Here is a 20,445-nt window from a genome sequence, read left to right on the forward strand (position 1 = left end):
AGAGGAAAATGCTACCAAGATTCGTTATCATCCCAGCCGTGCCTATTGAGGAAAAATCATTCCGTATTGGCTCCCGTTTCTACGCAGAGACCATTTCTGGCGGCTTCGATATATATGACAACCAAAAAAAAGAGCGTTTAAAACCAAGCTTCCCAACAAAAGAGGAGGCTGAATTGGCATGTCAAAAAAAGAACCACGAGTAAATAGCGCACTACAGAGTCGACATCCAATAATTCGGAGAATAAATCTTATTCTGCCAGAGCACTCGACCCAAGAACAAACTGACTCGCATCAAGCGTCCTACTTACGCTGAAGCGTCGGTGCACGGCCAAGACAATCAGCGTTGCAGGCAAAAGAAAGCCTGCTGCTAGGCGGGCACGGGAGCGCCTATCACGCAGAGATAGCTTGAGTGTGTCCAATGGGAACGTCTCCATCAGGCGATGGTTGCGGGATAGTCACTGGCACAGCGAGCCGCGATTCGAGGTTGTATGGTAGAGTGAAATAGAAGGCCCGAGCGATCTGCTTCCAACTAATGTCGCCGCCAATGCACTTACTAGCTTCATTCCTCAGGTAATTTCATGACATTGAAATCATCGTTCGCCAATGTGCTTCGAGTGCTACGCAGCCAGCGCAACATCACCCAGCGCGGATTTTCCGACACAACCAGCCGTACCTACTTGTCCAAGCTCGAGGCTGGTAGATCGAGCATCACACTGGACAAACTTGATCAGCTTAGCGAGAGATTGGAACTGAGCCCTTTGACGCTGCTGGCATTGACGCTGAGCGAGGATACGGGGCAGACGGCAAATGAGTTGCTTGGCAGGACCAGGAACGAGATTCGAGCACTTGAGTCGGAGGGTCGAATTCCAGGATTACAGGCCACGCTGGGGGTCAGTTTAGCTGAGCCCACTTTGCCGGCCAGTTCACGTAATCCTCGACCGAAGATGCCCCCGCGCGCTCCGTGCGCAATTCAGGCGGAGCTGTCATTCTCCGACTGATGACTGACTAGCCTTTCAGGTGCTCGTTACAGCGTTAGGAATAAGCCACCAGCGCCGGCAGGTCCACATCGTCCCTCAATACCTCACTCCAGGCTCACCCCACTTCTGCCCAACGTCGCCAGAAAGCGAAAGGCCAAGAATCCTTTTAACTCGTGCCTCAACTCGCCCGCTCGGTAATGGTGGCGACCAGAGATAGCTCTGGAGCCTGCCATGAGGACGTATGCCTTCCCGTTGCTTGTGATTTGTCTAGCAACCCTTCCGGCTGTTGCGCAAGAAAGTCGCGAGCGCTCGGATCTGGGGCTCGTGCAACGCCAGTTCATTGCCATCGACCAGTTGGCCGAGCGTGCGGAAAGCAGCTCAGACGATGCAGTTGGAACGCGCTATCGCTTCGACTATCCGAGGTTTGCGGCAGACCTAGAACGTGTGCGTGAAGGCATCCAAGAATACTTATCGCCCTCCCGCGCGCAGCCGGCTGACCTGGTCGAGCTGGCCGGTCAGTACCGTGCTGAAGCACCCCACTCGAGCCCATCCGATGAGCATGACTGACGCTCAACTCAGCGCGTTCTCGGCCGTGGCCGGGTTTGTCCCGCAGCTCAGTTCGGTGCTGTGGCGCTCCTCGGTGCTGGTGTTGGCGTTGCTCTGGTGCACCTGGGCCCTGTGGACCGGCTACCGCGGTTGGGCGGCCGGCAATCTCAATTTCGGCGCACTTGGCGGCAGCACGCTGCGTCTGGCTCTAGCCCTGATCGTGCTGATGTTTTTCATGCTGTCGTAATCTGGAGAACCTGCAATGAAACTCTCCTGTCGCTGCCTCCTTCCGCTGCCCCTGCTGCGGGCTACCTATGGAAAAGCCCTGTTCGGCGGTTTGGTCCTGCTGAGCTCGACGCTGGCTTGGGCTGACCTGCCGACCATGGAAGCGCCCTCCCGCGGCGAAGGCTCAGGGCTTATCGACACCATCAAGAACTACGCCTACGACGGCGGCATCCTGCTCGGGCTGCTGATCGCTACCCTCGCCTTCCTCGGCGTGGCCTGGCATTCGCTCACCGTCTATGCCGACGTGCAGAACCAGCGCAAGACCTGGAAGGACCTCGGTGCTGTGGTCGGCGTCGGCGCGCTGCTGGTGGTGGTGATTCTGTGGTTCCTCACCAAAGCCGCGACGATCCTGTGAGGTTGCCATGTCCGACGCCCCAGCCACCCTACCTGACGGCACACTGACCTTCCTGCCAGAACGCCTAAACCGCGATCCAGTCGTCCTTCGCGGCCTCACCAACGACGAGATGTGGGTCGCCCTGATTGTCGGTGCCGTGCTGGGGCTGGTTTTGGGCGGGCCGCTGGCTGTGGCCACTGTGTCCATCGCTACTCTCCCCACCTGCATGTTCCTGTGCATGGCGCTCATGCTGCTTGGCGGCGGCAAACTGCTGCGCCGGGCCAAGCGTGCTCGTCCCGAAACCTGGTTGTACCGACGTCTGCAGTGGCAACTGGCGGTGCACTGGGGTATCGGCACTGAGCCACTGATCTTGCATTCCGGCCCATGGACTGTCCGACGCACGCGCCGACCTGCGAGGCCCACCCCATGAGTCGCTTCCGGAACAAGGTGGATGCGCAGCAGGCGCATATCCTCAGTCTGCGTCTGGCCGTGGCGACCTTGGCACTGCTGTGTATGAGTCTGTGGTACGGCTGGCAGTCCGCGCCTTCCGAACTGACCATACACGTGCCGCCGGATCTACGCTCAGGCAGTACGCGGAAATGGTGGGACGTGCCTCCGGAAAACATTTACGCATTCGCCCTGTACATCTTCGGCCAGCTCAACCGTTGGCCCACCGATGGCGAAGTCGACTACCACCGCGCCATTTTTGCCCTGCAGCCCTACCTGACGCCGGCGTGCAAGACGTTCTTCGATGGCGACTTCGAGTACCGCAAGACGGCAGGTGAACTGCGTGGTCGCGTGCGCGGCGTGTACGAAGTACTGGGTCGTGGCTACAGCGATGATCCTGACCTGCGGGTGAAGCAGTTGGATAAGCACAGCTGGCTGGTCAAGCTCGACCTCAACGCCGACGAGTACTACGCCGCCGAGCCAGTGAAGCGCGTGGTCGTGCGCTACCCCCTGCGTGTGGTGCGCTTCGACGTCGACCCAGAGCACAACAAATGGGGCCTGGCCCTGGACTGCTACGAAGGCACACCGCAGAAGCTGACGCTGCCTGGAGGTACGTGATGATACGTGTCTTGATCATGATTCTGGTGTCGGTGGCCGGGTGGTGTTCCGCCGCAGCCGCCGTCGAGGTCAAATACTGGGACCGCCTGCCGCTGGCCGTGCCGCTAACGGTGGGTCAGGAACGTATCCTTATGTTGGATGAAGATGTCCGGGTCGGATTGCCCAGTGCGATCACCAACAAGCTGCGCGTGCAATCGGTGGGTGGAACGGTGTACCTACGTGCGACGGAAGCCATCCTCCCGACCCGATTGCAACTGCAGTCGGTGAAGTCGGGGGACATCATTCTGATTGACATCGAAGCGCTCGAGGGTAGCGAGGTACTGGAGCCGGTCAAGATCGTGGCCCAGGCGCAGGTACCGGACGTGGACACCGCGAAGGACACAGCACCTGCAGCGACGCCGGTACCAGTGGTGCTGACTCGCTATGCGGCGCAAAACCTGTATGCGCCGCTGCGCACCGTAGCGCCCTTGCCCGGGGTGCGTCGGGTCCCGCTGGGCAACTCCTCTGGTTTCAGCACACTGCTGCCGACCGAGCACGTGGCCATCAAGGTGCTCGCCGCCTGGCGGCTGGGTGATTACTGGGTGACGGCGGTGAAGATCGTCAACCGTGGGTCGGCCAAGGTCACGCTAGACCCGCGTCACTTGCAGGCCACGCTGTATGCCGCCACCTTCCAGCACGAGTACCTGGGGCACGCCGGCACACCTGAAGACACCACCGTGGCGTACCTCGTCACCCGAGGCGGCGACCTGAAGCATGCACTGCTGCTGCCACCGCCTGCACCGGAGGCAGCCGATCATGAAAGCTAACGGTTTGCTGAAATGGCTGGTACCGGCGGTCCTGCTGGGGATTGTGCTGATCATCGGCAAATCCTGGGTGTCTTCACCGGATGCGCAACCTGCCCATGATCCCGAAAATACCGCCCTCAGTCGGGAACAGGCCAAGGCCCTCGGCATCGCCGGCGACACGCCGCGCGACACCGTGGCGACGCTGATTGGCCAGGTCAAAGCGATGCGCAGCGAGATGCTGTCGCTGAAGAAAGGCAACGAGACCCTGCAGACCGAGAACAACCGGCTGCGCACGCGCGAAGGCAATATCGACAGTCGCATTCAAAACACGCTGAGCAGTGTCACCCAGCAGGTCACCGAGCAGCGCCAACAGGCCAACGATGCCCGGCAAAAGGCCGAGCAGCAGCACCGCGAGACCCAAGGTTTGCTGTCCCGGCTGAAAGACCAGCTCACCAACAAGCCGACCGCGAGGTCCGACGTCCCCATGGGCTTTGGGCTCGAACCGGGTGACGAGCAACAATTCTCCGGGGCACAATCGCCGGCGGATGCAGTGCAATGGATCGAGCCATCCAATGCACGTGCTGGCCAAGAGGGGGCTAGCAAAGCTGAGGGACCGTTGTCATCGCTGACGTCCAAGTTCAAGGATCTGCATGGCCTGGACAACAACGCGATCGACCGGGGCCAGGACCACCTACGCGCCGTGGCCAAAGGCGAGCGCGACCTGGAAAACACCCAGGACCGGGCAGAGGGGGCCAAGCCGGTCTACACCATCCCCGAGAACTCGACCCTGATGGGCTCGATCGCCATGACGGCCCTGATTGGCCGCGTGCCGGTGGACGGCACGGTGAATGACCCCTACCCGTTCAAGGTACTGGTGGGGCCGGACAACCTCACCGCCAACGGCATCGACCTGCCCGACGTGGTCGGCGCGGTCATGAGCGGGACCACGGCCGGCGACTGGACCTTGTCTTGCGTGCGCGGCCAGGTCGAGTCGATCACCTTTGTCTTCAGCGACGGCACCGTTCGCACGGTGCCACAGCCGCAGAAGGTGGTCAGTCGCAACCGCAGCAGCGCCCAGACCTCGGACACCGAAAAAATCCGCGGCGGCCTCGGCTACATCTCCGACCCTTACGGCATTCCCTGTATCGCCGGTGAGCGTCGCTCCAACGCCCAGCAGTACCTCGGCAGCCAGAGCCTGATCACCGCAGCCGGTGCCGGCTTCGCGGCCGCGCTGGGTAACGAGCAGACCAACACCTCATTCATCAACTCGGCCAGCGGCAGCCTGGGGTTGTCGCAGAACAGCGGCAACAGCGCGCTGAACTCGGTCATCAGCGGTGGCATCGGCGACATTCGCGACTGGATCAACAAGCTCTACGGCGAAGCCTTCGCCGCCATTTACGTCCCGCCGGGCGCCAAGGTGGCCTTGCACCTGGATCACGAAATCAGCATCGACTACGAACCCAAAGGCCGGAGAGTGAATCATGAAACCCCATCCGTTTCGGTACTGGACCTGGATTAGCCTGCTGCTGTTTCTACACCTGGCTGGCTGCACCACCAGCAAGGACGAAATGCTGCCCCACGGCGATCACACCATGCTGGATATCTGGAACAGCGGCGGCGCGGTCGGCACGCAGCAGCAGTTGCAGGAGGCTCGCGGCGAACTGCGCCGGCCGGTGCTCGATCCCGAGCGCCTGGTCAAGGACCAGAATGCCTACACGCGCACCGCCGCCAATGAGATTCGTGCCCAGTTCCCACGTCTGCCCAATCCAGACCTGGTCATGTACGTCTACCCGCATCTGGCAGGTACCCAACAAACGCCGGTGCCCGGCTACTCGACCGTGTTCCCGCTGTACGAGAAGGTCCAATACGCGCTGCCCGGCGAACGCCTGGACGATCTGTGATGGCTGATGATGCAGATCGCACCCCGCCTCGCTGGCAGCCCTGGCGCGTGGCACAGCGTCGGCGTGCAACGCGTGCGGATGAGGCCGCCCAGTATGCGCACAACCCCAGCTTCACCGACCACCTGCCATGGGTCGAATACCTCGAGGAGGAGCAATGCTTTCTGCTCGACGACAACCGTTCGGTGGGCGCTGTGTTCGAGCTGCAGCCTATCGGCACCGAGGGCCGTGAGCCCGAGTGGCTGATGGCGGCGCGCGATGCGTTGGAGGATGCGTTGCAGGACAGCTTCGACGAGCTCGACCAGGCACCCTGGGTGGTGCAGTTCTTCTGTCAGGACGACAGTGATTTTTCCCCGTACCTGGAGCGCCTGGCACAGTACGTTGAACCACGGGCGACAGGCACCCCCTTCACTGCAGCTTTCCTCGCCTCGATGCAACACCACCTCGATGCCATTGCCAAGCCAGGCGGCTTGTTCGACGACCCTGTTGTGTCGCACCTGCCCTGGCGCGGCAGCAATCGACGGATTCGGCTGGTGGTCTATCGCTGGCTCGGTGACCAGGCCGACGACGACGGGCAAAACCCCGCTCAGTTGTTTGGAAGGACCTGTGACCGCTTGATGGCCTCGTTGCAAGCCTGCGGGGTCAATCCTCGTCGGCTGACCGGACGTGACTTCTACGCCTGGTTGCTGCCTTGGTTCAACCCAGCCCCCACCCTCACGGACGACTCACCAGCGGCATTCTATCGACGCGTGCCCTACCCGGAGACCGATGACGGCGATGGGCTGTCGCTACCGTTCGACCACGACTTTGCCGAGCGATTGTTCTTCCACGAACCACGCTCGGACAGCGAGCAGGGGCTGTGGTACTTCGACCAGCAGCCGCATGCCGTGATGGTGGTAGACAAACTGCGCAGGCCACCCCATATCGGCCAGCTGACCGGCGAGACCCGCAAGGGTGAGGCGCTCAATGCCTTGTTCGATCAACTCCCCGAGCAGGCCGTCCTGAGCCTGACCTTGGTCATCACCCCCCAGGATGTGCTTGAGGAGCAGCTCAACCGCCTGGCACGCAAAGCCATCGGCGAGAACCTGGCCTCGACCCAGACTCGCCAAGACGTAGAAGAAGCGCGCGCACTGATCGGCCGCCAGCACAAGCTGTACCGCGGCACCTTGGCGCTGTACCTGCGCGGCGCCGATTTACAGCAACTGCGCCAGCGCTCGATCCAGGCGGCCAATGTGCTGCTCGGTGCCGGCCTGCAGCCGGTGCGTGAGGGCGATGAAGTCGCCGCGTGTAACAGCTACCTGCGCTGGCTGCCGATGGTCTACAACCCCGCCCGCGACACACGCAACTGGTACACCCGGCTGTTGTTTGCCCAGCATGTCGCCAACCTGCTGCCGCTGTGGGGACGCAGTATCGGTACCGGCAACCCAGGCATCACCTTTTTCAACCGAGGTGGCGCGCCGTTGTCGTTTGATCCCCTGTCACGCTTCGACCGCGCCATGAATGGTCACTTGCTGTTGTTCGGCCCGACCGGCGCCGGCAAGTCGGCCACCCTAGTCTCGATCCTGATGCAGGTCATGGCCGTGTACCGACCGCGGCTGTTCATCGTCGAAGCCGGCAACTCCTTTGGCCTGCAGGGCGACTACTTCGCCACCCTCGGCTTGACCGTCAACAAGGTCCAGCTCAAACCGGGCAGCGGTTTGAGCCTGGCCCCCTTCGCCGATGCTCGGCGGCTGATCGAGCGCCCCGATCAGGGCGCCAGCCTGTCAACCGAAGACCTGGATGAAGACGCTTCGGGCAGTGACGAGCAACGCGATGTGCTTGGCGAGTTGGAGATCACCGCCCGCCTGATGATCACCGGAGGTGAAGCCAAGGAAGAGGCGCGCCTCACCCGGGCAGACCGCAGTCTGATCCGCGAGTGCATTCTCGACGCGGCCAGGCACTGTGCGACCAACAACCAGCAGGTCATGACGCGCCATGTCCGTGATGCGCTTCGAACGGTGGCCAGCGACGCCCACCTGCCCGACAAGCGTCGCGAGCGGGCCCAAGAAATGGCCGAGTCCATCGACCTATTCTGCCAGGGCTTCGAGGGTGCGCTGTTTGACCGACCAGGCACACCCTGGCCGGAGAGCGATGTCACGATCGTCGACCTCGCCACCTATGCCCGCGAGGGCTATGAAGCGCAGATGTCGATCAGCTACATCAGCCTGATGAACACGGTGAACAACCTTGCCGAGCGCGACCAGTACCTCGGTCGGCCAATCATCATGGTCACTGACGAAGGCCACATCATCACCAAGAACCCCCTGCTGGCGCCCTTCGTGGTCAAGGGCACCAAGATGTGGCGCAAGCTCGGTGCCTGGTTCTGGTTGGCGACGCAGAACCTGGCCGACTTCCCCGATGCGGCACAGACCATGCTCAACATGATCGAGTGGTGGATCTGCCTGAACATGCCACCAGCGGAAATCGAAGAGATCGCTCGGTTCAAGAAGCTGACGCCAGCACAAAAGACCCTGCTGCTGTCGGCGAGCAAGGCCTCGGGCAAGTACACCGAGGGCGTGGTCTTGTCGAAGCAGTTGGAGACGCTGTTTCGCGCAGTCCCGCCGAGCCTGTACCTCGCCCTAGCCATGACCGAGCCCGAGGAAAAAGCCCAGCGCTGGCGGCTGATGGAAGCGCATCAGCTGTCCGAGCTGGAGGCTGCGCTGCAGATTGCAGCGGAAATCGATCGCCTGCGCGGCATGTCCTGAACCTCGGAACACACGATGCTCTGTGCCCGCTGATCAATAAAAATCGACATGAGTACATTTGTACTCCTACGGTTATTTTGGACAAACCGCAGCCTCCCCCTGGAGACTGAAGAAACCGAACGTACGAGTCTCGGTTTGTCCGTCCCCCTCCTCAGCCTGATCCGCGATGCTGCAACTCGGCGCATGGATGCACACCGTTGCCACTTGCCGAGCGCTGCCGATGAACCTGATTGCCCCATACCGAACGCCACAGCCGAACAAACCTGGTCGAGGTCGCGGCTTCATCGCGATCGCGTTGCTCATGGCTGCCGAGCAGTGCCTGGCGCTGACCACCCCCGCCATCATTGCCTCCATCACATCACTGCAGTGTTTGGAATACCGCGTCGTCGGGATCTGTTATTGGCTGCTGTGTACGCCTTTCGGCTGCACGGTGCGAACCTCGCCCAAGGTCCGGCATTTCATTCCCGAACTGGTGGTGTCGAGCTATGCCGACACCGGCAGCAATCCCTGGGGCGAGATGTCTGCCTTGTCGGCGCCAACGCCCCTGTCGCAAGGCGGGGGAAACCTGATCACGCCCTTGCTGCAGCGCAACAACCTGCCCCGCTTCAAGAATGTCGACGGTATCGGACATCCCGGCGGCGCCGCACTTACCGCCCTGGCCCACAGCTTCGGCTATGCATGTCCAAGCGGTGCGGTGCCACTTGCGCCCTATTACCTCAGCACGCTCGATCCGTTGGCCTGGCGCCACGCCATTCCCGAGTCCGTATACCCGCAGGCGCTTGTCCCGGGCGTGCGCGAAATCGGGAGCCAGGCCCTCGGCAACATGTGGGGCAGCGTCTACCCTCGCCAAGGCTTCCTGGTACAGCCCGACGACTTCAAGGCCGCTGCGGTGATGGCGCAGCGCGCCAGCGATTTCATCACCCGTGCAGGCCAGCCGCACGTCTATCTGCCGCTGCAGCCGATGCCAGCTCCCGGTTATTGGCCGCCAGAGCCGGTGATGGAGAACAACGTCAACAACCACCGCTGGCAGTTGCTCGCACCGATGGTGCAGAGCACCTGCGCCATCTTCCCCAGCCCAACGATCCAGAGTGCCGAGGGCGCCTACGCCTGGTCGCTGTGGCGCCCGTACAGGTGCTGCCAACGCATGGGCCAGACCTTCCTGTTCAGCATCGACTTTGATGGAGGCCAGTGATGAACACCCTCTCGTTCGGGATGGTATGTCTCTTCGTATGCGCCGCCGGCCACGCCGCCGAGAACGGCTACCACCTGGGCGATCAGGCCCAGGTGTTGGACGACCGGGTGATGTACACCATCGGTGGCGGATCGGCGGCGGGCGCGCCTTCCTCGCTCTACCGTCCCAGCGGTCTCGGCGTGGGCCTGTCTTGGCGCGCGAACATGATGTGCGGAAACATGAACCTTTCCAACACCCTGCAGAACCAGCTCAATGGGGCCACGCAGGGCTTCCAGCAGATCATGGGTAACGTCATCCAGAACGCCACCCAGGCGGTGATGTCGCTGCCGGCGATGATCATCCAGCGCGCCAACCCCGGACTGTATGAGCTGCTGAGCAACGGCGTGCTACAGGGGCGCATCGATTTCGATCGTTCAAAGCTCACCTGCCAGGCGATGGCGGCGAAGATGGCTGACAAGGTGGATCAGGCCGGCTGGGGAGCACTGGCGCAGAACCAGGAAATGCAGCACAACCTGGAGCAGTCCGAAGGTGATGCCGTGACTGCGGTGAAGGACACCGAGTCCAACAACGGCAACAATGGCGTCAGCTGGATTGGCGGGCAGAAAGCCGGCGGCCATGGCCAGGCGCCGATCCGGGTGACCTCGGACGTGGTTAAGGCGGGTTACAACCTACTGCACAACCGTTCGGTCGAGGACACCTCGGCGGTCGGTTCGGGTTGTCAGAACGGCGCGATTTGCCAGGCTTGGTCGAGCCCCGATGAGGCAGCTGAGTGGGCCACTCGTGTGCTCGGCGAATCCGAGGTGGAGACCTGCGATGACTGCGAGGCGCTGCGCGTGAGCGCGGGTGCAGGGCTCACACCATTGATCCAGGAAACCTACACGCAGCAGCTCGAGGGATTGCAGCGCATGCTGTCGGGCGCAGAGGAGCCCACGCCAGAGAACCTCGGCAAAGTCTCCAGCCCGTTGCTACAGGTTTCGCGCGGAGTGATTGAAGGCCTGCGCGATGACCCCGATCAGAACCTGCTGGCCCGACGTTTGGCCAGCGAGACCGCGCTGTCGAGCGTGATCTACAAAGCGATGCTACTGCAGCGCACGTTGCTGGCCGGCAGCCGTGAGCCCAATGTGGCGTCGGCACAGCCGGCCACCACTGCACTCAACAGCAACGTCGAAATGCTGGAGCGCGAGATTCGCCTGCTGCAAACGGAGTTGCAAGTGCGCCAAGCCCTGGCCACCAACACCGCCAGCCTGGTTCTTGATCGCCACGCCGGCGGCGCCGATGCCTCGCGCAGCATCGACCAGCGCGATCCGCAACCCGACCGCCTGCACCGTGCGGAGCAAGGAAGGAGTACGCCATGATGCCGTCTTCCGCGAGAAACACGGTCGTCCGAGTCCTGCTCATCCTCAGCGCAATGATCGTTACGTTGTTGATTACCTGGATGGCGCTGCAACTGAACGGCACCCAACTCGATTGGTTCGAGGATGCGCGGGGGAATACGCCCTACTTCGCATACTGGCGGGCTCTGCTATACAGCCTGATCTTCGCCGGCTGGACCACAGCATTGCGCTTGCGGCCGCACCCAGAAGACCAGCAACGGCTTATACGCTTGGGGCTGGCCGGCTTCGGCTCGATCGTCTTGGTCGAACTGTCACGCGTGTGAGGTGCAGTCATGAACATGAGCACCAACAGCTACCTCGAGTATTACCTGTCGCTGCTGGCCTGGATCATCAACAACGGCATCTGGAACACGCTGGCGGACACCGGACTGTTCGCCGCGCCGTTTGGCGCGATCATCCTGCAAGAATGGTTGTCGGCCCGCCAACAGGGCGCCGACGAAGGTAACAAGGGCCTGCTGTCGATCCCCCGCGTCGAGAACCGCCTGTGGATCAGCTACGTGGTCATCCTGTTTGGCTGCATGCCATTTTTCCCGTTGAACCTTTCCTCCGTGACCTTCGACGATGCGGCGAGCCAGCGCTGCGGTGTGTCGATGGCCAAGCCCGCCGACACGGCCTGGGGCATGACCTTCAACACCATTGGCGAGAAATCCGCCAACGTGCCGGTGTGGTGGTACCTGGTGCATGCCATGAGCAAAGGCATCACCGCTGCAGCGACTGCGTCCATCCCCTGCGCACCCGACATCCGCGCGATGCGCATGGAGATCGACAGCTCGCGGATCAACGACCAGGTGCTGCTGCAGGAAATCGCCGATTTCACCCGCGACTGCTATGGTTATTCGCGCTCGCGGCTGTTTACCAACCGCCCTGAGCTGGACGAGTCGCAGAGTTACGATGCGTCCTGGATTGGTTCGACGTATCTGCTCGACACACCGGGCTACTACGACACGGATCGCTCGCGCACGCCCCGGGTTGACTGGCCCTACGACGAAGCACGGGACACCTCCCTCCCACAACTAGATAACGGCGCGGGTTATCCGACCTGTAAGCAATGGTGGAGCGATGCCACAGTCGGGTTGCGCGATCGGTTGGTCGCCGAGGTGGATCCCAATCTACTCACGCAATTGCGCGGCTGGCTGACCGGGCGGAGCTCTGCCGAAATAGAAGACGCCACCCTGCGTGAGCTGGTGAGCCCGCGCCAGCAGTCATTGAGCATGGCACCTGGTCAGGTGTTCCAGGACTACGGCAGCAGTGCCAGAGGCGGCTCATTGGCGCAGGGGCTCAACAACCTGGCCACCAACACCGGCCTGGCTTTGGGCTCGTTCAGCAACTTCCCGGCGATGAATGCGCTACGCGCTGCTCTGCCAATGGTGCAGGCCTTCCTGATCATGGGCACGATCATCAGCCTGCCGCTGGTGCTGCTGATCAGCACCTATCAGCTCAAAGCGCTGATGACGATCACCTTCGCGCTGTTCACCCTGCATATGCTGACGCTTTGGTGGGAGCTCGCCCGCTGGATCGACTCGAGCATGCTCGACACCCTGTACCACCAGGTCTCTGTCACGGACCAGGCGCTTTTAACATTACCAACGGCAGGGTTCATGGATGGGACGGTCACCGCGCAGGTGATCGAGTACGTGATGGGGGCGATGTTTTTGGTGCTCCCGATGTTCTTTCTGGGAACCATGAGTTGGGCGGGGTACAACGTTGGCAGCAACGTTCAGAGCCTTCTTACTCAAGGTGCAGAGAGTGCCAAACTCCAAGCTGGGAAGGGAACATCACAAGTTGTTGGAGGCATACAAAAGCTCAAGTAATCAGTTAACGAAGTGATCCGTGTTCGTCGTACATTTCTGGATACTTGAAACGGTGCTGAGGATGGCTAACCTCGAATACATCGGGCTCATCATCATTCGCTTCAATAGGCAGCGCGGCAAACGCCCATAGGGCTACCATTCCGACCGCCAGGAAGAATGCAACTGATGCGACAGCAAGCAAAAGAATCACCTTAACAATCTGCATACCGAGCCGGCGATACCCAAACGGAACGCTCGCCAACATCGGTGAATGCAGCACGCTGGCTTCTAGCTGATTCACCAATCGACCCGCGCGAGTTGCGGCACGAATCAAATACTTGCCGAAAGAAGTACGGCTGGGGTTTGAAGACGCTGGGGTCGCCATTTTCCTACCTCCATTAACTTTACCGCACGTGCGGTCAAACCGCTTTAAAAAATTTGGATCCAAGCCTTAGCTTACTCCTCCCCTGCGGATTTCCATGACCGTTGATCACTTGGTTTACGCTGCTGATCGCCAGTGGTACTGCATGGATTGATGCAGTGCACTCTTCTGAAAATCACCATTGACGTTATGCCGACCCGCTTGATAAACCGGACAGGCAAGCGCTGGAAAACCAGCACCCCAGGTGGCCACAACCTTCAAGGCCACGTCACTCCCGTGATGGTTGTCCCAAGGGCGATTAGCGTTCGGTGGCTCGCCCGGTTACCGCTCCCGCGGTGATGAGCGCTCTTTCACATCTGCCTCACGGAGCCCTGCTCCGTTGAAGCTCCTTTTCGATTTCCGTGCTGGGAATTCTTCCCGCATGGGTGGCATTCCTCCGCACTGCTTGGAGGAACTCACCATGTTGCGCTTCACAGGAACTGAACTTCACGCCGTCTTGACCGAAGCGGCCGTCATCGGCTGCCGAGTCGTCTTGGTCAAAGACCACGGTGTCTACCTCATGTCCGAGTTCGGTGAAAGCAAACCCGACGGAGGTAGCCGCAAACACATCGCCTACGCCATGGGCTGCAACCCTGACGTCGACGACTTCGACGCTTGGTGGAATCGCGCACGCAGTGAATTCGGTGGCGACGATTTTGCCGAGTACTTCGACCTTGATGATCCGGTTCTGGAAAGCCTACGCGGCACCAACGGGTCGCTGGTAGTTGAAGCCACATCCACGCACCTGTACATCGCTGCCGAGATTGCCCGCTCCGGGAAATCCTGACTGCTCTCGCAACACCCGCGATGTCCCAGGGATGCACGAGCTAGTGCCTCTCTGGGATATCGCCCACTTCAATCTTTACGCCGACAGTAGCCGTTCATCTGGACCTTTCGAATGGAAAGCCTTTGCTGGAAACGGGTGGAAACTTGCACTGCTCGTTGCCCTTTATCGGGTATTGCCCTCTCAGAAAAGCGCGTTTTAATGCCTAGACACGCCTAGTTCACAGTGTGAGTTGTGGCGATGGGACTTCCCCCGAGTTGTTCGTGAAGCCATCGCAAGCTCAGCTCCCGGGAGGCACCAGTGTCCAAGAAGAACCGCTCCTTACCCGCCATTGTCCTGAGCCCAGGGGTGTGGCAATTCATCGCCGCGGTTGGTACGGCTACTGACGAAGTCGAGCAATCAGGACAGCGCCTACAAGCCCTAATGGACATCGCCTTGGCATGTGTAGGTCGTCGCCGACTACGCCTGCCGCTCGCGCGATTGCGCACTCGACCGCTGCAAGGCAACTCAGCATCGTTAGCCGCTATCCCAGAGCTATTGGTAGCTCAGATGACGCCGCGCAACGGCCCCGTATTTCTGCACATCAGGTTGCCACATGAGATCAGCGTCGACTTCTCATCGGCCTGATACACCTCGTTCCACCACTGTCCACCTACCCCACCGGGAACCCTTCCCGGCCGGGCAGCGTTCCCCTTTTTGCACTGGAGAACGTCATGTCCGACATCTACCTGGACGTCACCAACAAGATCGTCAACGCCCTGAATCAGGGGGTGATCCCGTGGATCAAGCCCTGGACCACTACAGGCTTGCAGAATGACTCGCCTTTTCCCATCAACGCGATTACCCGACGTCCCTACGCCGGCATTAACATTCCACTGCTGTGGGCCGAGGCGCGCTTGCGTGGGTATCGCCAGGATCGCTGGCTCACCTACAACCAGGCGCGCAAGGCCGGCGGCCATGTGCGCAAGGGCGAGCAATCGACCCTTGCGGTGCTGTACAAACCCATGAGCAAGGAAGCACACGACGAAGACGGTCAGGTCGTCCGTGATGAGCAAGGCAACGTCAAGATGGTGCAGTTCGCACTGCTACGGACGCACTGCCTGTTCAACATCGAGCAGACCGAGGGACTTCCCAACGAAGAGCAGCATCACGCCGAGGGTGAAGAACCGATGGCGTTCATCGATCATGCACCTGCCGAGCGTCTGTTGTCCGCCAGCGGCGCACGCATCGAGCATCGCTATGGGGATGACGCATTCTATCTACCGATACGGGATCTCATTCAATTGCCCACCAAGGCCCAGTTCGTGGACGTCGGCAGCTACTACGCGACCGCGCTGCATGAGCTGACGCACTGGTCGGGTCACCACACCCGCCTCAATCGTGAAGGCATCACAGGCGGGCACGCGTTTGGCTCTGCAGCCTATGCATTCGAGGAGTTGGTCGCGGAGATGGGCGCGGCATTTCTCTGCGCCCTCACCAGCACGCAGGGTGAGCTGCGCCACGAAGAATATCTGGCGCCCTGGTTGAAGATCCTCAAGGAGGATAAGCGAGCCATCTTCCGAGCCAGCGGGCAGGCACGTGAGGCATCCGAGTACCTGGTGGCGCTGCAGTCGGATCAGTCTAGCGAGACGACCGAACAGCTCACGGCGTGAATTTTCACCTCAAACAGAAAGGCCCCAACCGGGGCCTTTGTTTTGCATACAACGCCGAGCATCGGCCGCTGCAAGCGATTACTGCAGCCAGCTCTCGACCGTATCCGAGCCGTGCTCCTGCTTCCACTGCTTAAGGATCTTGTGATTACCGCCCTTGGTTTCGACGATCTCGCCGCTGTGCGGGTGCTTGTAGCGCTTGACCTCACGCGGCTTGCGCTGAGCGCCGGTGGAGGCGCTGGAAGTACTCACGCTTACGCCCTTGGACGGGTCGAGAATGGTGATGACCTGGCGCAGGTTCATGCCGTACTGATCCAACAAGGCCTTGAGCTTTTGTTCGAACTCGATTTCTTGCTTCAGGCCGGAATCGTTCTTCATCGCGTCCAGCTGTTGAAGTTGAGCAGCCAGTTGAGCTTCCAGTGCTTTGAATTCGGCAAGTTTGGACATGTGAAATCTTTCCTAAGGTTGGGGCATGTGGGGCAATAGTACCTTAGGCAAAAGTACTAGCCGAGCGTTAATTCGCTCTTCATCCAACTTTTCATCCTTCAAATATGCACATATCTATGTGACTAATCAGTCCGGCAAGAACTGGCAAAGGTGACCCACTAGTTCACGAGGTGCGGCACTATTGCCGATCTTGAACAGCATGTCGCGCTGACTGCGTGGTAGCTTTTTCGCGCAACGCGTAGCGGCCGATCGAATAGCAGCATCCGTCCCATGAATTCGATCAGCCAGTAGCACGATCAAAATGGCATCGCTCAACGTCATCACGCCACAATCCTCGAAAAAATGTCGGACAGTCTACCTCCCGGGAAAAGGACAGGCCATTCCGGTCCCACAGGTACCCGATGCGCCAGGCTTCAAATTTTCGCGTTCGCGAAAAGGCTCAAGGCGTTAAAGGGTAACGGCGGCAAAGGTAAGGGGGCACAAGGGTAAGAGGCCTATCCGAAAAGGCAAAAGGACCTTCAGAATGCAAAGCAGGTAACGCAATGAAACGCTGGTGGCTCAAACATCAAAAAGGCAATGCCGCGGCGCCCACACTCGCTGCAGCGCCCGTGGGGTTTCTTCTCCCCCTACCCGCTGAATCCCTGCTCTGTGCCGACCACCGGAAAAAGCTGCTGGAGCGCATCTGGCAATACACGGCGCTCTCCGAGCCCCAGTTCGATCAGCTCTACCTCGACCCGATCCGTCGGTACGCCAGCTATGTGCAGCAACTCCCCGCCAGCGAAAGCCACCACCATGCCTACCCGGGCGGCATGCTGGATCACGGACTGGAACTGGTGGCCTGCAGCCTGAAGCTGCGCCAGTCGTACCTGCTACCCAGCGGCGCAGCGCCGGAGGATCAGGCCGCGCAAGCCGACGCCTGGAGCGCGGCGATTGCATACGGCGCCCTGCTCCATGACATTGGCAAGATTGCCGTGGATTTGCAGGTGGAGTATCAGAATGGCGAGGTGTGGCACCCCTGGCACGGGCCTTTGGCCCAGCCCTATCGCTTTCGCTACGTGGCCGGCCGCGACTATAAGCTGCACGGCGCCGCATCGGGGCTGCTGTACATCCAGATTTTGACGTCACTCCAGCTCGACTGGCTCAGCAGTTTTCCTGTCCTGTGGGGCCATCTGTTGTACCTACTGTCTAACCATTACGAGCATGCCGGCACCCTCGGGGAATTGGTGCTGCAAGCGGACCGGGTATCCACCGCGCAGAACATTGGTGCCAACCCCACCAAGGCCCTACAGGCACCCAAACATTCGCTGCAGCATCACCTGTTAGCGGGCTTGCGTCATCTGGTCAAGAACGAGTTCAAGCTCAATCAGCCCGGCGCCGCCGGTTGGCTCACCGAAGAGTATCTTTGGTTGGTCAGTAAAGCCGCGACCGACAAACTGCGTGCTTATCTGCTAGCCCAGGCGGTGGATGGCATCCCCTCTTCCAACATTGCCTTATTCGATGAACTGCAGTCACATGGTTTGGTGGATAAGACACCAGAAGGCAAAGCGGTATGGAGCGCCACCATTACAGACGATGACTGGCAACATCGCTTTACCTTCCTCCGCTTGCAGCCAAGTCTTATTTGGGCCGATGGGCCGAGGCCAGACTGCTTTAGTGGCAAAGTTGAGCAGATGACAGATGGTACCCTGCCGACCGGTGAAACCAGCAAGCCAACTCAAGATCGGCCGCCAGTAGCACCAGAAGCCAAGCAACCCGGAGCCGTGCTGCAGAATCAGGAATTTGACTACCTCGACGATCTCATGGACATGTTGCAAGTGCCGGGCGAACGCGAGAGTGGATCAGTCACTGAAAAGACGCAATCCGCCACTGCTCCACCACAGGATGCCGTGGGGCTGGCCTTTCTCGAGTGGCTGCGCAATGGAGTTCTCAATCATCGCTTGGTGGTCAACGATAGCAAGGCCAAGGTCCATACCGTGGAAGATACTTTTTTCCTGGTCACGCCTGGCATTTTTCAATGCTACGCAGCAGAGCACCCAAGCTTCGCTGACGCAGACTCTAAGAGCGATGCCTGGCGGCGCATACAACGTCAATTTGAGAAGCTGCATGTACATTTAAAGACGCCCAATGGCCAGAACATTTGGACATGCACAGTCAGAGGCCGTCGGAGCACCAGCTCGTTGAATGGCTACTTGTTAAGCGACCCCAGGACAATTTCAGGAGAGCCTCCTGCCAACAATCCTTTTTTAACGTTGATGATTTGAGCTCCTTACGCGCTTTGAAATGAGTGTCCGAAACGGCATGATGATTAGCGTTACGGGCCCTTGTGCCGTCAAGCGGAGCGCGCAGGCCTGGATGGCCAAATGTGTGAAAGCAGAAAGGCCTTCCAGGGCCGATTTAGGCAGTACGCCGATCAAGATAGCCTGGCCGAGAAGCGGCAGGCGCTTCAACACGCCGGCAGCTCAGCGCCAATCCTCCGCTAGGCCTGTTCCACTAAGATGGAAAAACGATAGTGCAACTCGGCTGAGGACATTTTGCCATCATCGGCTGTAGAATCTTCCCTCCCCGCGATTTCCGGTTGGCACTAGCCACTCATGCCAGCTGTAATTCGTGCGTCTTAGCTGGCAGCATCAACCATTCTCAAGGAAGCAGTCTGGCATGTCCGAAACGCTGAAAATCAAAATCGACTTCGCCGAAAAGCGTCAGCGTCCGGCAGAGGTCTTCCAGGCAATGAGCGGCTACATTGAGGCCTACCAAGCGCTCGGCCAAGTGTTGGTCAATGCGCTAGGAGATCCGGAAGACTTCGCGCTACAACTCGAGTGCGTTGAGGCGGGTTCAGTTGCTAGCTTCATCAAAGCTGTGCCTGGTCGGCTCAAAGAGTGGATGTCCTCCGCAATCATTGAGTCGGGCTTCACACTCGCTGATACCCTCTCAGGAGTTGAGAGTACGGCCACTGAAGGCGAGGTCGATGCAATTGCTTCCGTACTTGAGAACGAGCTGACCAAAACTGATAACCCGCAAATGATTCACCCTAAAATCGACAGGAAAGAGCTAGCGTTCGCCCTCCAGAAGTTCTCTGAAGCCAACAAGAAGCTTCTGCCGGACGAAACCGTCCTAACGTCCCTGGCGGATACAGAGAATGTCACCCCCATCAACACCCACTGGCGTTTCAACGCTAACCCAAAGAATATGTTTCTTGGGATTACAACAAGCTTTAACGGCATAGATCGGCTTTACGTGCGCGCCCCAGTAAACATAGGCAAAGGCGCTTGGTCGATGGTAAGTGTTACAACAGGCAGCCGGTACAACGCCAACATTATTGATGTAAAGTGGCTTGATGACTATCAAAATGGCTTGGTTCGAGCCATCGGCCCGAAGGATGTAATGGAAGCTGAAGTCTCGTTTCAGCTCTACACCCCACCTCCTGGCCAAGGCAAACCGTATATATCAAATGCCAAAATTGTGAAAATTATTGATATCCATCGAAACGTGGGATTGCAACATGAAACAATACCCTTGCTCTAAAGAGCAGAAAGCAATCCTAGCAGAGCTGTGCTCTGAATACCTTTTTATCGTAACTCCATTCGTTTTTTTGGTAGCGATAAAACTATACGCTTACTCATGGAAAGATATATTCCTAGCTGCCGACTGGTCGCTGGTATCATGCATTATATTTGGTCAAATCGCGATAAGGACATCCCGCGCCGCCATTAAAAACCGCACAGTAGATGATCGACACTTCTCCTGGTACTCATCCAAACGTTTCTTTTTGGTAGCCATGTCCCTCTTGGTTTACTTCGGCATGATCGCTAAACCTACATTGTGCCTTGGATTTGGACAGCTTGGACTGTTCGCATTAGCAAGCTTTTTTCATTTCAAAGATGGCGTTGCTGCGAAAGCGATCGAACACAGAACCGTGACTACTGCGTGAACACATTCTCCGCGACAAATCTTCTCGTTGAAGATCCGAGAAAAACTTTGAGCCTGCCTCAAAAAGAGCGCCACGTGATCCGCTAGTTCCCGATATCTCTCACGGTTTGCCGCTCCAGGATCCGGAGGAACTTCGATTCACCGTTAACCGAACCCATTGAGATCAGCCAACGTTCCGTCTTGGCGCTGTTCTCAGTCCAAGCAGGC

24 protein-coding genes are annotated in these 20,445 nt (G+C 59.4%); 21 read left to right on the top strand and 3 right to left on the bottom strand.

All coding sequences use genetic code 11. The features are described from left to right. Window positions 1-8 precede the first annotated feature (8 nt). The 15 genes from BJQ17_RS04910 (at window position 9) to BJQ17_RS04980 (ending at window position 13,031) form a co-directional block, all read left to right on the top strand. A complete protein-coding gene (locus BJQ17_RS04910) occupies window positions 9-203 on the top strand; it encodes a hypothetical protein (RefSeq protein ID WP_070095623.1) in 195 nt (64 codons plus the stop codon). A gap of 375 nt (window positions 204-578) precedes the next feature. Next, the gene (locus BJQ17_RS04915; RefSeq protein WP_070095624.1) at window positions 579-998 is read left to right on the top strand and encodes a helix-turn-helix domain-containing protein; all 420 of its coding nucleotides are present in this window, start codon (window positions 579-581) and stop codon (window positions 996-998) included. 210 nt (window positions 999-1,208) lie between these two features. Next, entirely contained in the window at window positions 1,209-1,544 is a 336-nt protein-coding gene (locus tag BJQ17_RS04920) for an RAQPRD family integrative conjugative element protein (protein ID WP_070095625.1), read from the top strand. Beyond that, a complete protein-coding gene (locus BJQ17_RS04925) occupies window positions 1,531-1,770 on the top strand; it encodes a TIGR03758 family integrating conjugative element protein (RefSeq protein WP_070095626.1) in 240 nt (79 codons plus the stop codon). Before BJQ17_RS04920 ends, BJQ17_RS04925 begins: the two co-directional genes overlap by 14 nt. A gap of 15 nt (window positions 1,771-1,785) precedes the next feature. Next, window positions 1,786-2,163, top strand: a complete 378-nt coding sequence (locus tag BJQ17_RS04930) for a TIGR03745 family integrating conjugative element membrane protein (protein WP_070095627.1) — start codon at window positions 1,786-1,788, stop codon at window positions 2,161-2,163. Window positions 2,164-2,170: 7 nt separating this feature from the next. Further along, window positions 2,171-2,572: a TIGR03750 family conjugal transfer protein gene (locus BJQ17_RS04935; protein ID WP_070095628.1), complete on the top strand. Its 402-nt coding sequence runs from the start codon at window positions 2,171-2,173 to the stop codon at window positions 2,570-2,572. Next, window positions 2,569-3,207 carry a PFL_4703 family integrating conjugative element protein gene (locus tag BJQ17_RS04940; protein WP_070095629.1) on the top strand — a complete coding sequence of 213 codons (639 nt, stop codon included), beginning with the start codon at window positions 2,569-2,571 and terminating at the stop codon, window positions 3,205-3,207. Before BJQ17_RS04935 ends, BJQ17_RS04940 begins: the two co-directional genes overlap by 4 nt. Next, window positions 3,207-4,013: a TIGR03749 family integrating conjugative element protein gene (locus tag BJQ17_RS04945; RefSeq protein ID WP_070095630.1), complete on the top strand. Its 807-nt coding sequence runs from the start codon at window positions 3,207-3,209 to the stop codon at window positions 4,011-4,013. Before BJQ17_RS04940 ends, BJQ17_RS04945 begins: the two co-directional genes overlap by 1 nt. Further along, window positions 4,003-5,511, top strand: coding sequence for a TIGR03752 family integrating conjugative element protein (locus tag BJQ17_RS04950; RefSeq protein WP_070095631.1), 1,509 nt, complete (start codon window positions 4,003-4,005; stop codon window positions 5,509-5,511). Before BJQ17_RS04945 ends, BJQ17_RS04950 begins: the two co-directional genes overlap by 11 nt. Then, complete coding sequence (locus BJQ17_RS04955) at window positions 5,474-5,893, top strand: TIGR03751 family conjugal transfer lipoprotein (protein ID WP_070095632.1); 420 nt, start codon at window positions 5,474-5,476, stop codon at window positions 5,891-5,893. Before BJQ17_RS04950 ends, BJQ17_RS04955 begins: the two co-directional genes overlap by 38 nt. Further along, a complete protein-coding gene (locus BJQ17_RS04960) occupies window positions 5,893-8,634 on the top strand; it encodes a conjugative transfer ATPase (protein ID WP_070095633.1) in 2,742 nt (913 codons plus the stop codon). The genes BJQ17_RS04955 and BJQ17_RS04960 overlap by 1 nt, the downstream gene beginning before the upstream one ends. Window positions 8,635-8,935: 301 nt before the next feature. Beyond that, entirely contained in the window at window positions 8,936-9,826 is an 891-nt protein-coding gene (locus BJQ17_RS04965) for a TIGR03756 family integrating conjugative element protein (protein WP_375731029.1), read from the top strand. Continuing rightward, complete coding sequence (locus BJQ17_RS04970; RefSeq protein ID WP_070095635.1) at window positions 9,826-11,181, top strand: integrating conjugative element protein; 1,356 nt, start codon at window positions 9,826-9,828, stop codon at window positions 11,179-11,181. Before BJQ17_RS04965 ends, BJQ17_RS04970 begins: the two co-directional genes overlap by 1 nt. Further along, window positions 11,178-11,483 carry a hypothetical protein gene (locus BJQ17_RS04975; RefSeq protein ID WP_070095636.1) on the top strand — a complete coding sequence of 102 codons (306 nt, stop codon included), beginning with the start codon at window positions 11,178-11,180 and terminating at the stop codon, window positions 11,481-11,483. Before BJQ17_RS04970 ends, BJQ17_RS04975 begins: the two co-directional genes overlap by 4 nt. A 9-nt stretch (window positions 11,484-11,492) precedes the next feature. Beyond that, entirely contained in the window at window positions 11,493-13,031 is a 1,539-nt protein-coding gene (locus BJQ17_RS04980) for a conjugal transfer protein TraG N-terminal domain-containing protein (RefSeq protein ID WP_070095637.1), read from the top strand. Between the two features lie 4 nt (window positions 13,032-13,035). Here the strand turns inward: BJQ17_RS04980 and BJQ17_RS04985 are convergent, their stop codons facing one another. Next, window positions 13,036-13,395, bottom strand: a complete 360-nt coding sequence (locus BJQ17_RS04985; RefSeq protein WP_070095638.1) for a hypothetical protein — start codon at window positions 13,393-13,395, stop codon at window positions 13,036-13,038. Between the two features lie 457 nt (window positions 13,396-13,852). Here BJQ17_RS04985 and BJQ17_RS04990 point away from each other — a divergent pair, with 457 nt between their 5' ends. The 3 genes from BJQ17_RS04990 (at window position 13,853) to BJQ17_RS04995 (ending at window position 15,867) form a co-directional block, all read left to right on the top strand. Then, window positions 13,853-14,218: a DUF3085 domain-containing protein gene (locus BJQ17_RS04990; RefSeq protein ID WP_046856157.1), complete on the top strand. Its 366-nt coding sequence runs from the start codon at window positions 13,853-13,855 to the stop codon at window positions 14,216-14,218. Window positions 14,219-14,515: 297 nt separating this feature from the next. After that, complete coding sequence (locus tag BJQ17_RS30870; protein WP_139139748.1) at window positions 14,516-14,842, top strand: hypothetical protein; 327 nt, start codon at window positions 14,516-14,518, stop codon at window positions 14,840-14,842. 86 nt (window positions 14,843-14,928) lie between these two features. Next, on the top strand, window positions 14,929-15,867 hold the full coding sequence (locus BJQ17_RS04995; RefSeq protein ID WP_070095639.1) for an ArdC family protein: 939 nt from the start codon (window positions 14,929-14,931) through the stop codon (window positions 15,865-15,867). Between the two features lie 78 nt (window positions 15,868-15,945). Here the strand turns inward: BJQ17_RS04995 and BJQ17_RS05000 are convergent, their stop codons facing one another. Together BJQ17_RS05000 and BJQ17_RS31995 are read right to left on the bottom strand one after the other, a co-directional pair. Beyond that, entirely contained in the window at window positions 15,946-16,311 is a 366-nt protein-coding gene (locus BJQ17_RS05000; RefSeq protein ID WP_070095640.1) for a histone-like nucleoid-structuring protein, MvaT/MvaU family, read from the bottom strand. Between the two features lie 126 nt (window positions 16,312-16,437). Further along, window positions 16,438-16,632: a hypothetical protein gene (locus BJQ17_RS31995; RefSeq protein ID WP_028700071.1), complete on the bottom strand. Its 195-nt coding sequence runs from the start codon at window positions 16,630-16,632 to the stop codon at window positions 16,438-16,440. A 221-nt stretch (window positions 16,633-16,853) separates the two neighbouring features. Here BJQ17_RS31995 and mobH point away from each other — a divergent pair, with 221 nt between their 5' ends. From mobH to BJQ17_RS29670, 3 genes are all read left to right on the top strand, one after another. Further along, complete coding sequence (gene mobH / locus BJQ17_RS05005; RefSeq protein WP_070095641.1) at window positions 16,854-18,572, top strand: MobH family relaxase; 1,719 nt, start codon at window positions 16,854-16,856, stop codon at window positions 18,570-18,572. Between the two features lie 394 nt (window positions 18,573-18,966). Next, the gene (locus BJQ17_RS05010) at window positions 18,967-19,833 is read left to right on the top strand and encodes a hypothetical protein (protein ID WP_070095642.1); all 867 of its coding nucleotides are present in this window, start codon (window positions 18,967-18,969) and stop codon (window positions 19,831-19,833) included. After that, on the top strand, window positions 19,811-20,239 hold the full coding sequence (locus tag BJQ17_RS29670; protein ID WP_083285006.1) for a hypothetical protein: 429 nt from the start codon (window positions 19,811-19,813) through the stop codon (window positions 20,237-20,239). The genes BJQ17_RS05010 and BJQ17_RS29670 overlap by 23 nt, the downstream gene beginning before the upstream one ends. Window positions 20,240-20,445 lie beyond the last annotated feature (206 nt).

The organism is Pseudomonas sp. NBRC 111139 (genome assembly GCF_001753955.1).
Classification (GTDB): Bacteria; Pseudomonadota; Gammaproteobacteria; order Pseudomonadales; family Pseudomonadaceae; genus Aquipseudomonas; species Aquipseudomonas alloputida.

What these genes read in the sequence shown, in the direction of transcription:
- BJQ17_RS04970 (WP_070095635.1), top strand. Translation starts at nt 9,826, where the DNA reads ATGAACACCCTCTCGTTCGGGATGGTATGTCTCTTCGTATGCGCCGCC.
- BJQ17_RS04950 (WP_070095631.1), top strand. Translation starts at nt 4,003, where the DNA reads ATGAAAGCTAACGGTTTGCTGAAATGGCTGGTACCGGCGGTCCTGCTG.
- BJQ17_RS04925 (WP_070095626.1), top strand. Translation starts at nt 1,531, where the DNA reads ATGAGCATGACTGACGCTCAACTCAGCGCGTTCTCGGCCGTGGCCGGG.
- BJQ17_RS04995 (WP_070095639.1), top strand. Translation starts at nt 14,929, where the DNA reads ATGTCCGACATCTACCTGGACGTCACCAACAAGATCGTCAACGCCCTG.
- BJQ17_RS05000 (WP_070095640.1), bottom strand. Translation starts at nt 16,311, where the DNA reads ATGTCCAAACTTGCCGAATTCAAAGCACTGGAAGCTCAACTGGCTGCT.
- BJQ17_RS04920 (WP_070095625.1), top strand. Translation starts at nt 1,209, where the DNA reads ATGAGGACGTATGCCTTCCCGTTGCTTGTGATTTGTCTAGCAACCCTT.
- BJQ17_RS04930 (WP_070095627.1), top strand. Translation starts at nt 1,786, where the DNA reads ATGAAACTCTCCTGTCGCTGCCTCCTTCCGCTGCCCCTGCTGCGGGCT.
- BJQ17_RS04955 (WP_070095632.1), top strand. Translation starts at nt 5,474, where the DNA reads ATGAAACCCCATCCGTTTCGGTACTGGACCTGGATTAGCCTGCTGCTG.
- BJQ17_RS04980 (WP_070095637.1), top strand. Translation starts at nt 11,493, where the DNA reads ATGAACATGAGCACCAACAGCTACCTCGAGTATTACCTGTCGCTGCTG.
- BJQ17_RS04910 (WP_070095623.1), top strand. Translation starts at nt 9, where the DNA reads ATGCTACCAAGATTCGTTATCATCCCAGCCGTGCCTATTGAGGAAAAA.
- BJQ17_RS31995 (WP_028700071.1), bottom strand. Translation starts at nt 16,632, where the DNA reads ATGACGTTGAGCGATGCCATTTTGATCGTGCTACTGGCTGATCGAATT.
- BJQ17_RS05010 (WP_070095642.1), top strand. Translation starts at nt 18,967, where the DNA reads ATGTCCGAAACGCTGAAAATCAAAATCGACTTCGCCGAAAAGCGTCAG.
- BJQ17_RS29670 (WP_083285006.1), top strand. Translation starts at nt 19,811, where the DNA reads ATGAAACAATACCCTTGCTCTAAAGAGCAGAAAGCAATCCTAGCAGAG.
- BJQ17_RS04935 (WP_070095628.1), top strand. Translation starts at nt 2,171, where the DNA reads ATGTCCGACGCCCCAGCCACCCTACCTGACGGCACACTGACCTTCCTG.
- BJQ17_RS04960 (WP_070095633.1), top strand. Translation starts at nt 5,893, where the DNA reads ATGGCTGATGATGCAGATCGCACCCCGCCTCGCTGGCAGCCCTGGCGC.
- BJQ17_RS04985 (WP_070095638.1), bottom strand. Translation starts at nt 13,395, where the DNA reads ATGGCGACCCCAGCGTCTTCAAACCCCAGCCGTACTTCTTTCGGCAAG.
- BJQ17_RS04965 (WP_375731029.1), top strand. Translation starts at nt 8,936, where the DNA reads ATGGCTGCCGAGCAGTGCCTGGCGCTGACCACCCCCGCCATCATTGCC.
- BJQ17_RS04990 (WP_046856157.1), top strand. Translation starts at nt 13,853, where the DNA reads ATGTTGCGCTTCACAGGAACTGAACTTCACGCCGTCTTGACCGAAGCG.
- BJQ17_RS04975 (WP_070095636.1), top strand. Translation starts at nt 11,178, where the DNA reads ATGATGCCGTCTTCCGCGAGAAACACGGTCGTCCGAGTCCTGCTCATC.
- BJQ17_RS04940 (WP_070095629.1), top strand. Translation starts at nt 2,569, where the DNA reads ATGAGTCGCTTCCGGAACAAGGTGGATGCGCAGCAGGCGCATATCCTC.
- mobH (WP_070095641.1), top strand. Translation starts at nt 16,854, where the DNA reads ATGAAACGCTGGTGGCTCAAACATCAAAAAGGCAATGCCGCGGCGCCC.
- BJQ17_RS04945 (WP_070095630.1), top strand. Translation starts at nt 3,207, where the DNA reads ATGATACGTGTCTTGATCATGATTCTGGTGTCGGTGGCCGGGTGGTGT.
- BJQ17_RS04915 (WP_070095624.1), top strand. Translation starts at nt 579, where the DNA reads ATGACATTGAAATCATCGTTCGCCAATGTGCTTCGAGTGCTACGCAGC.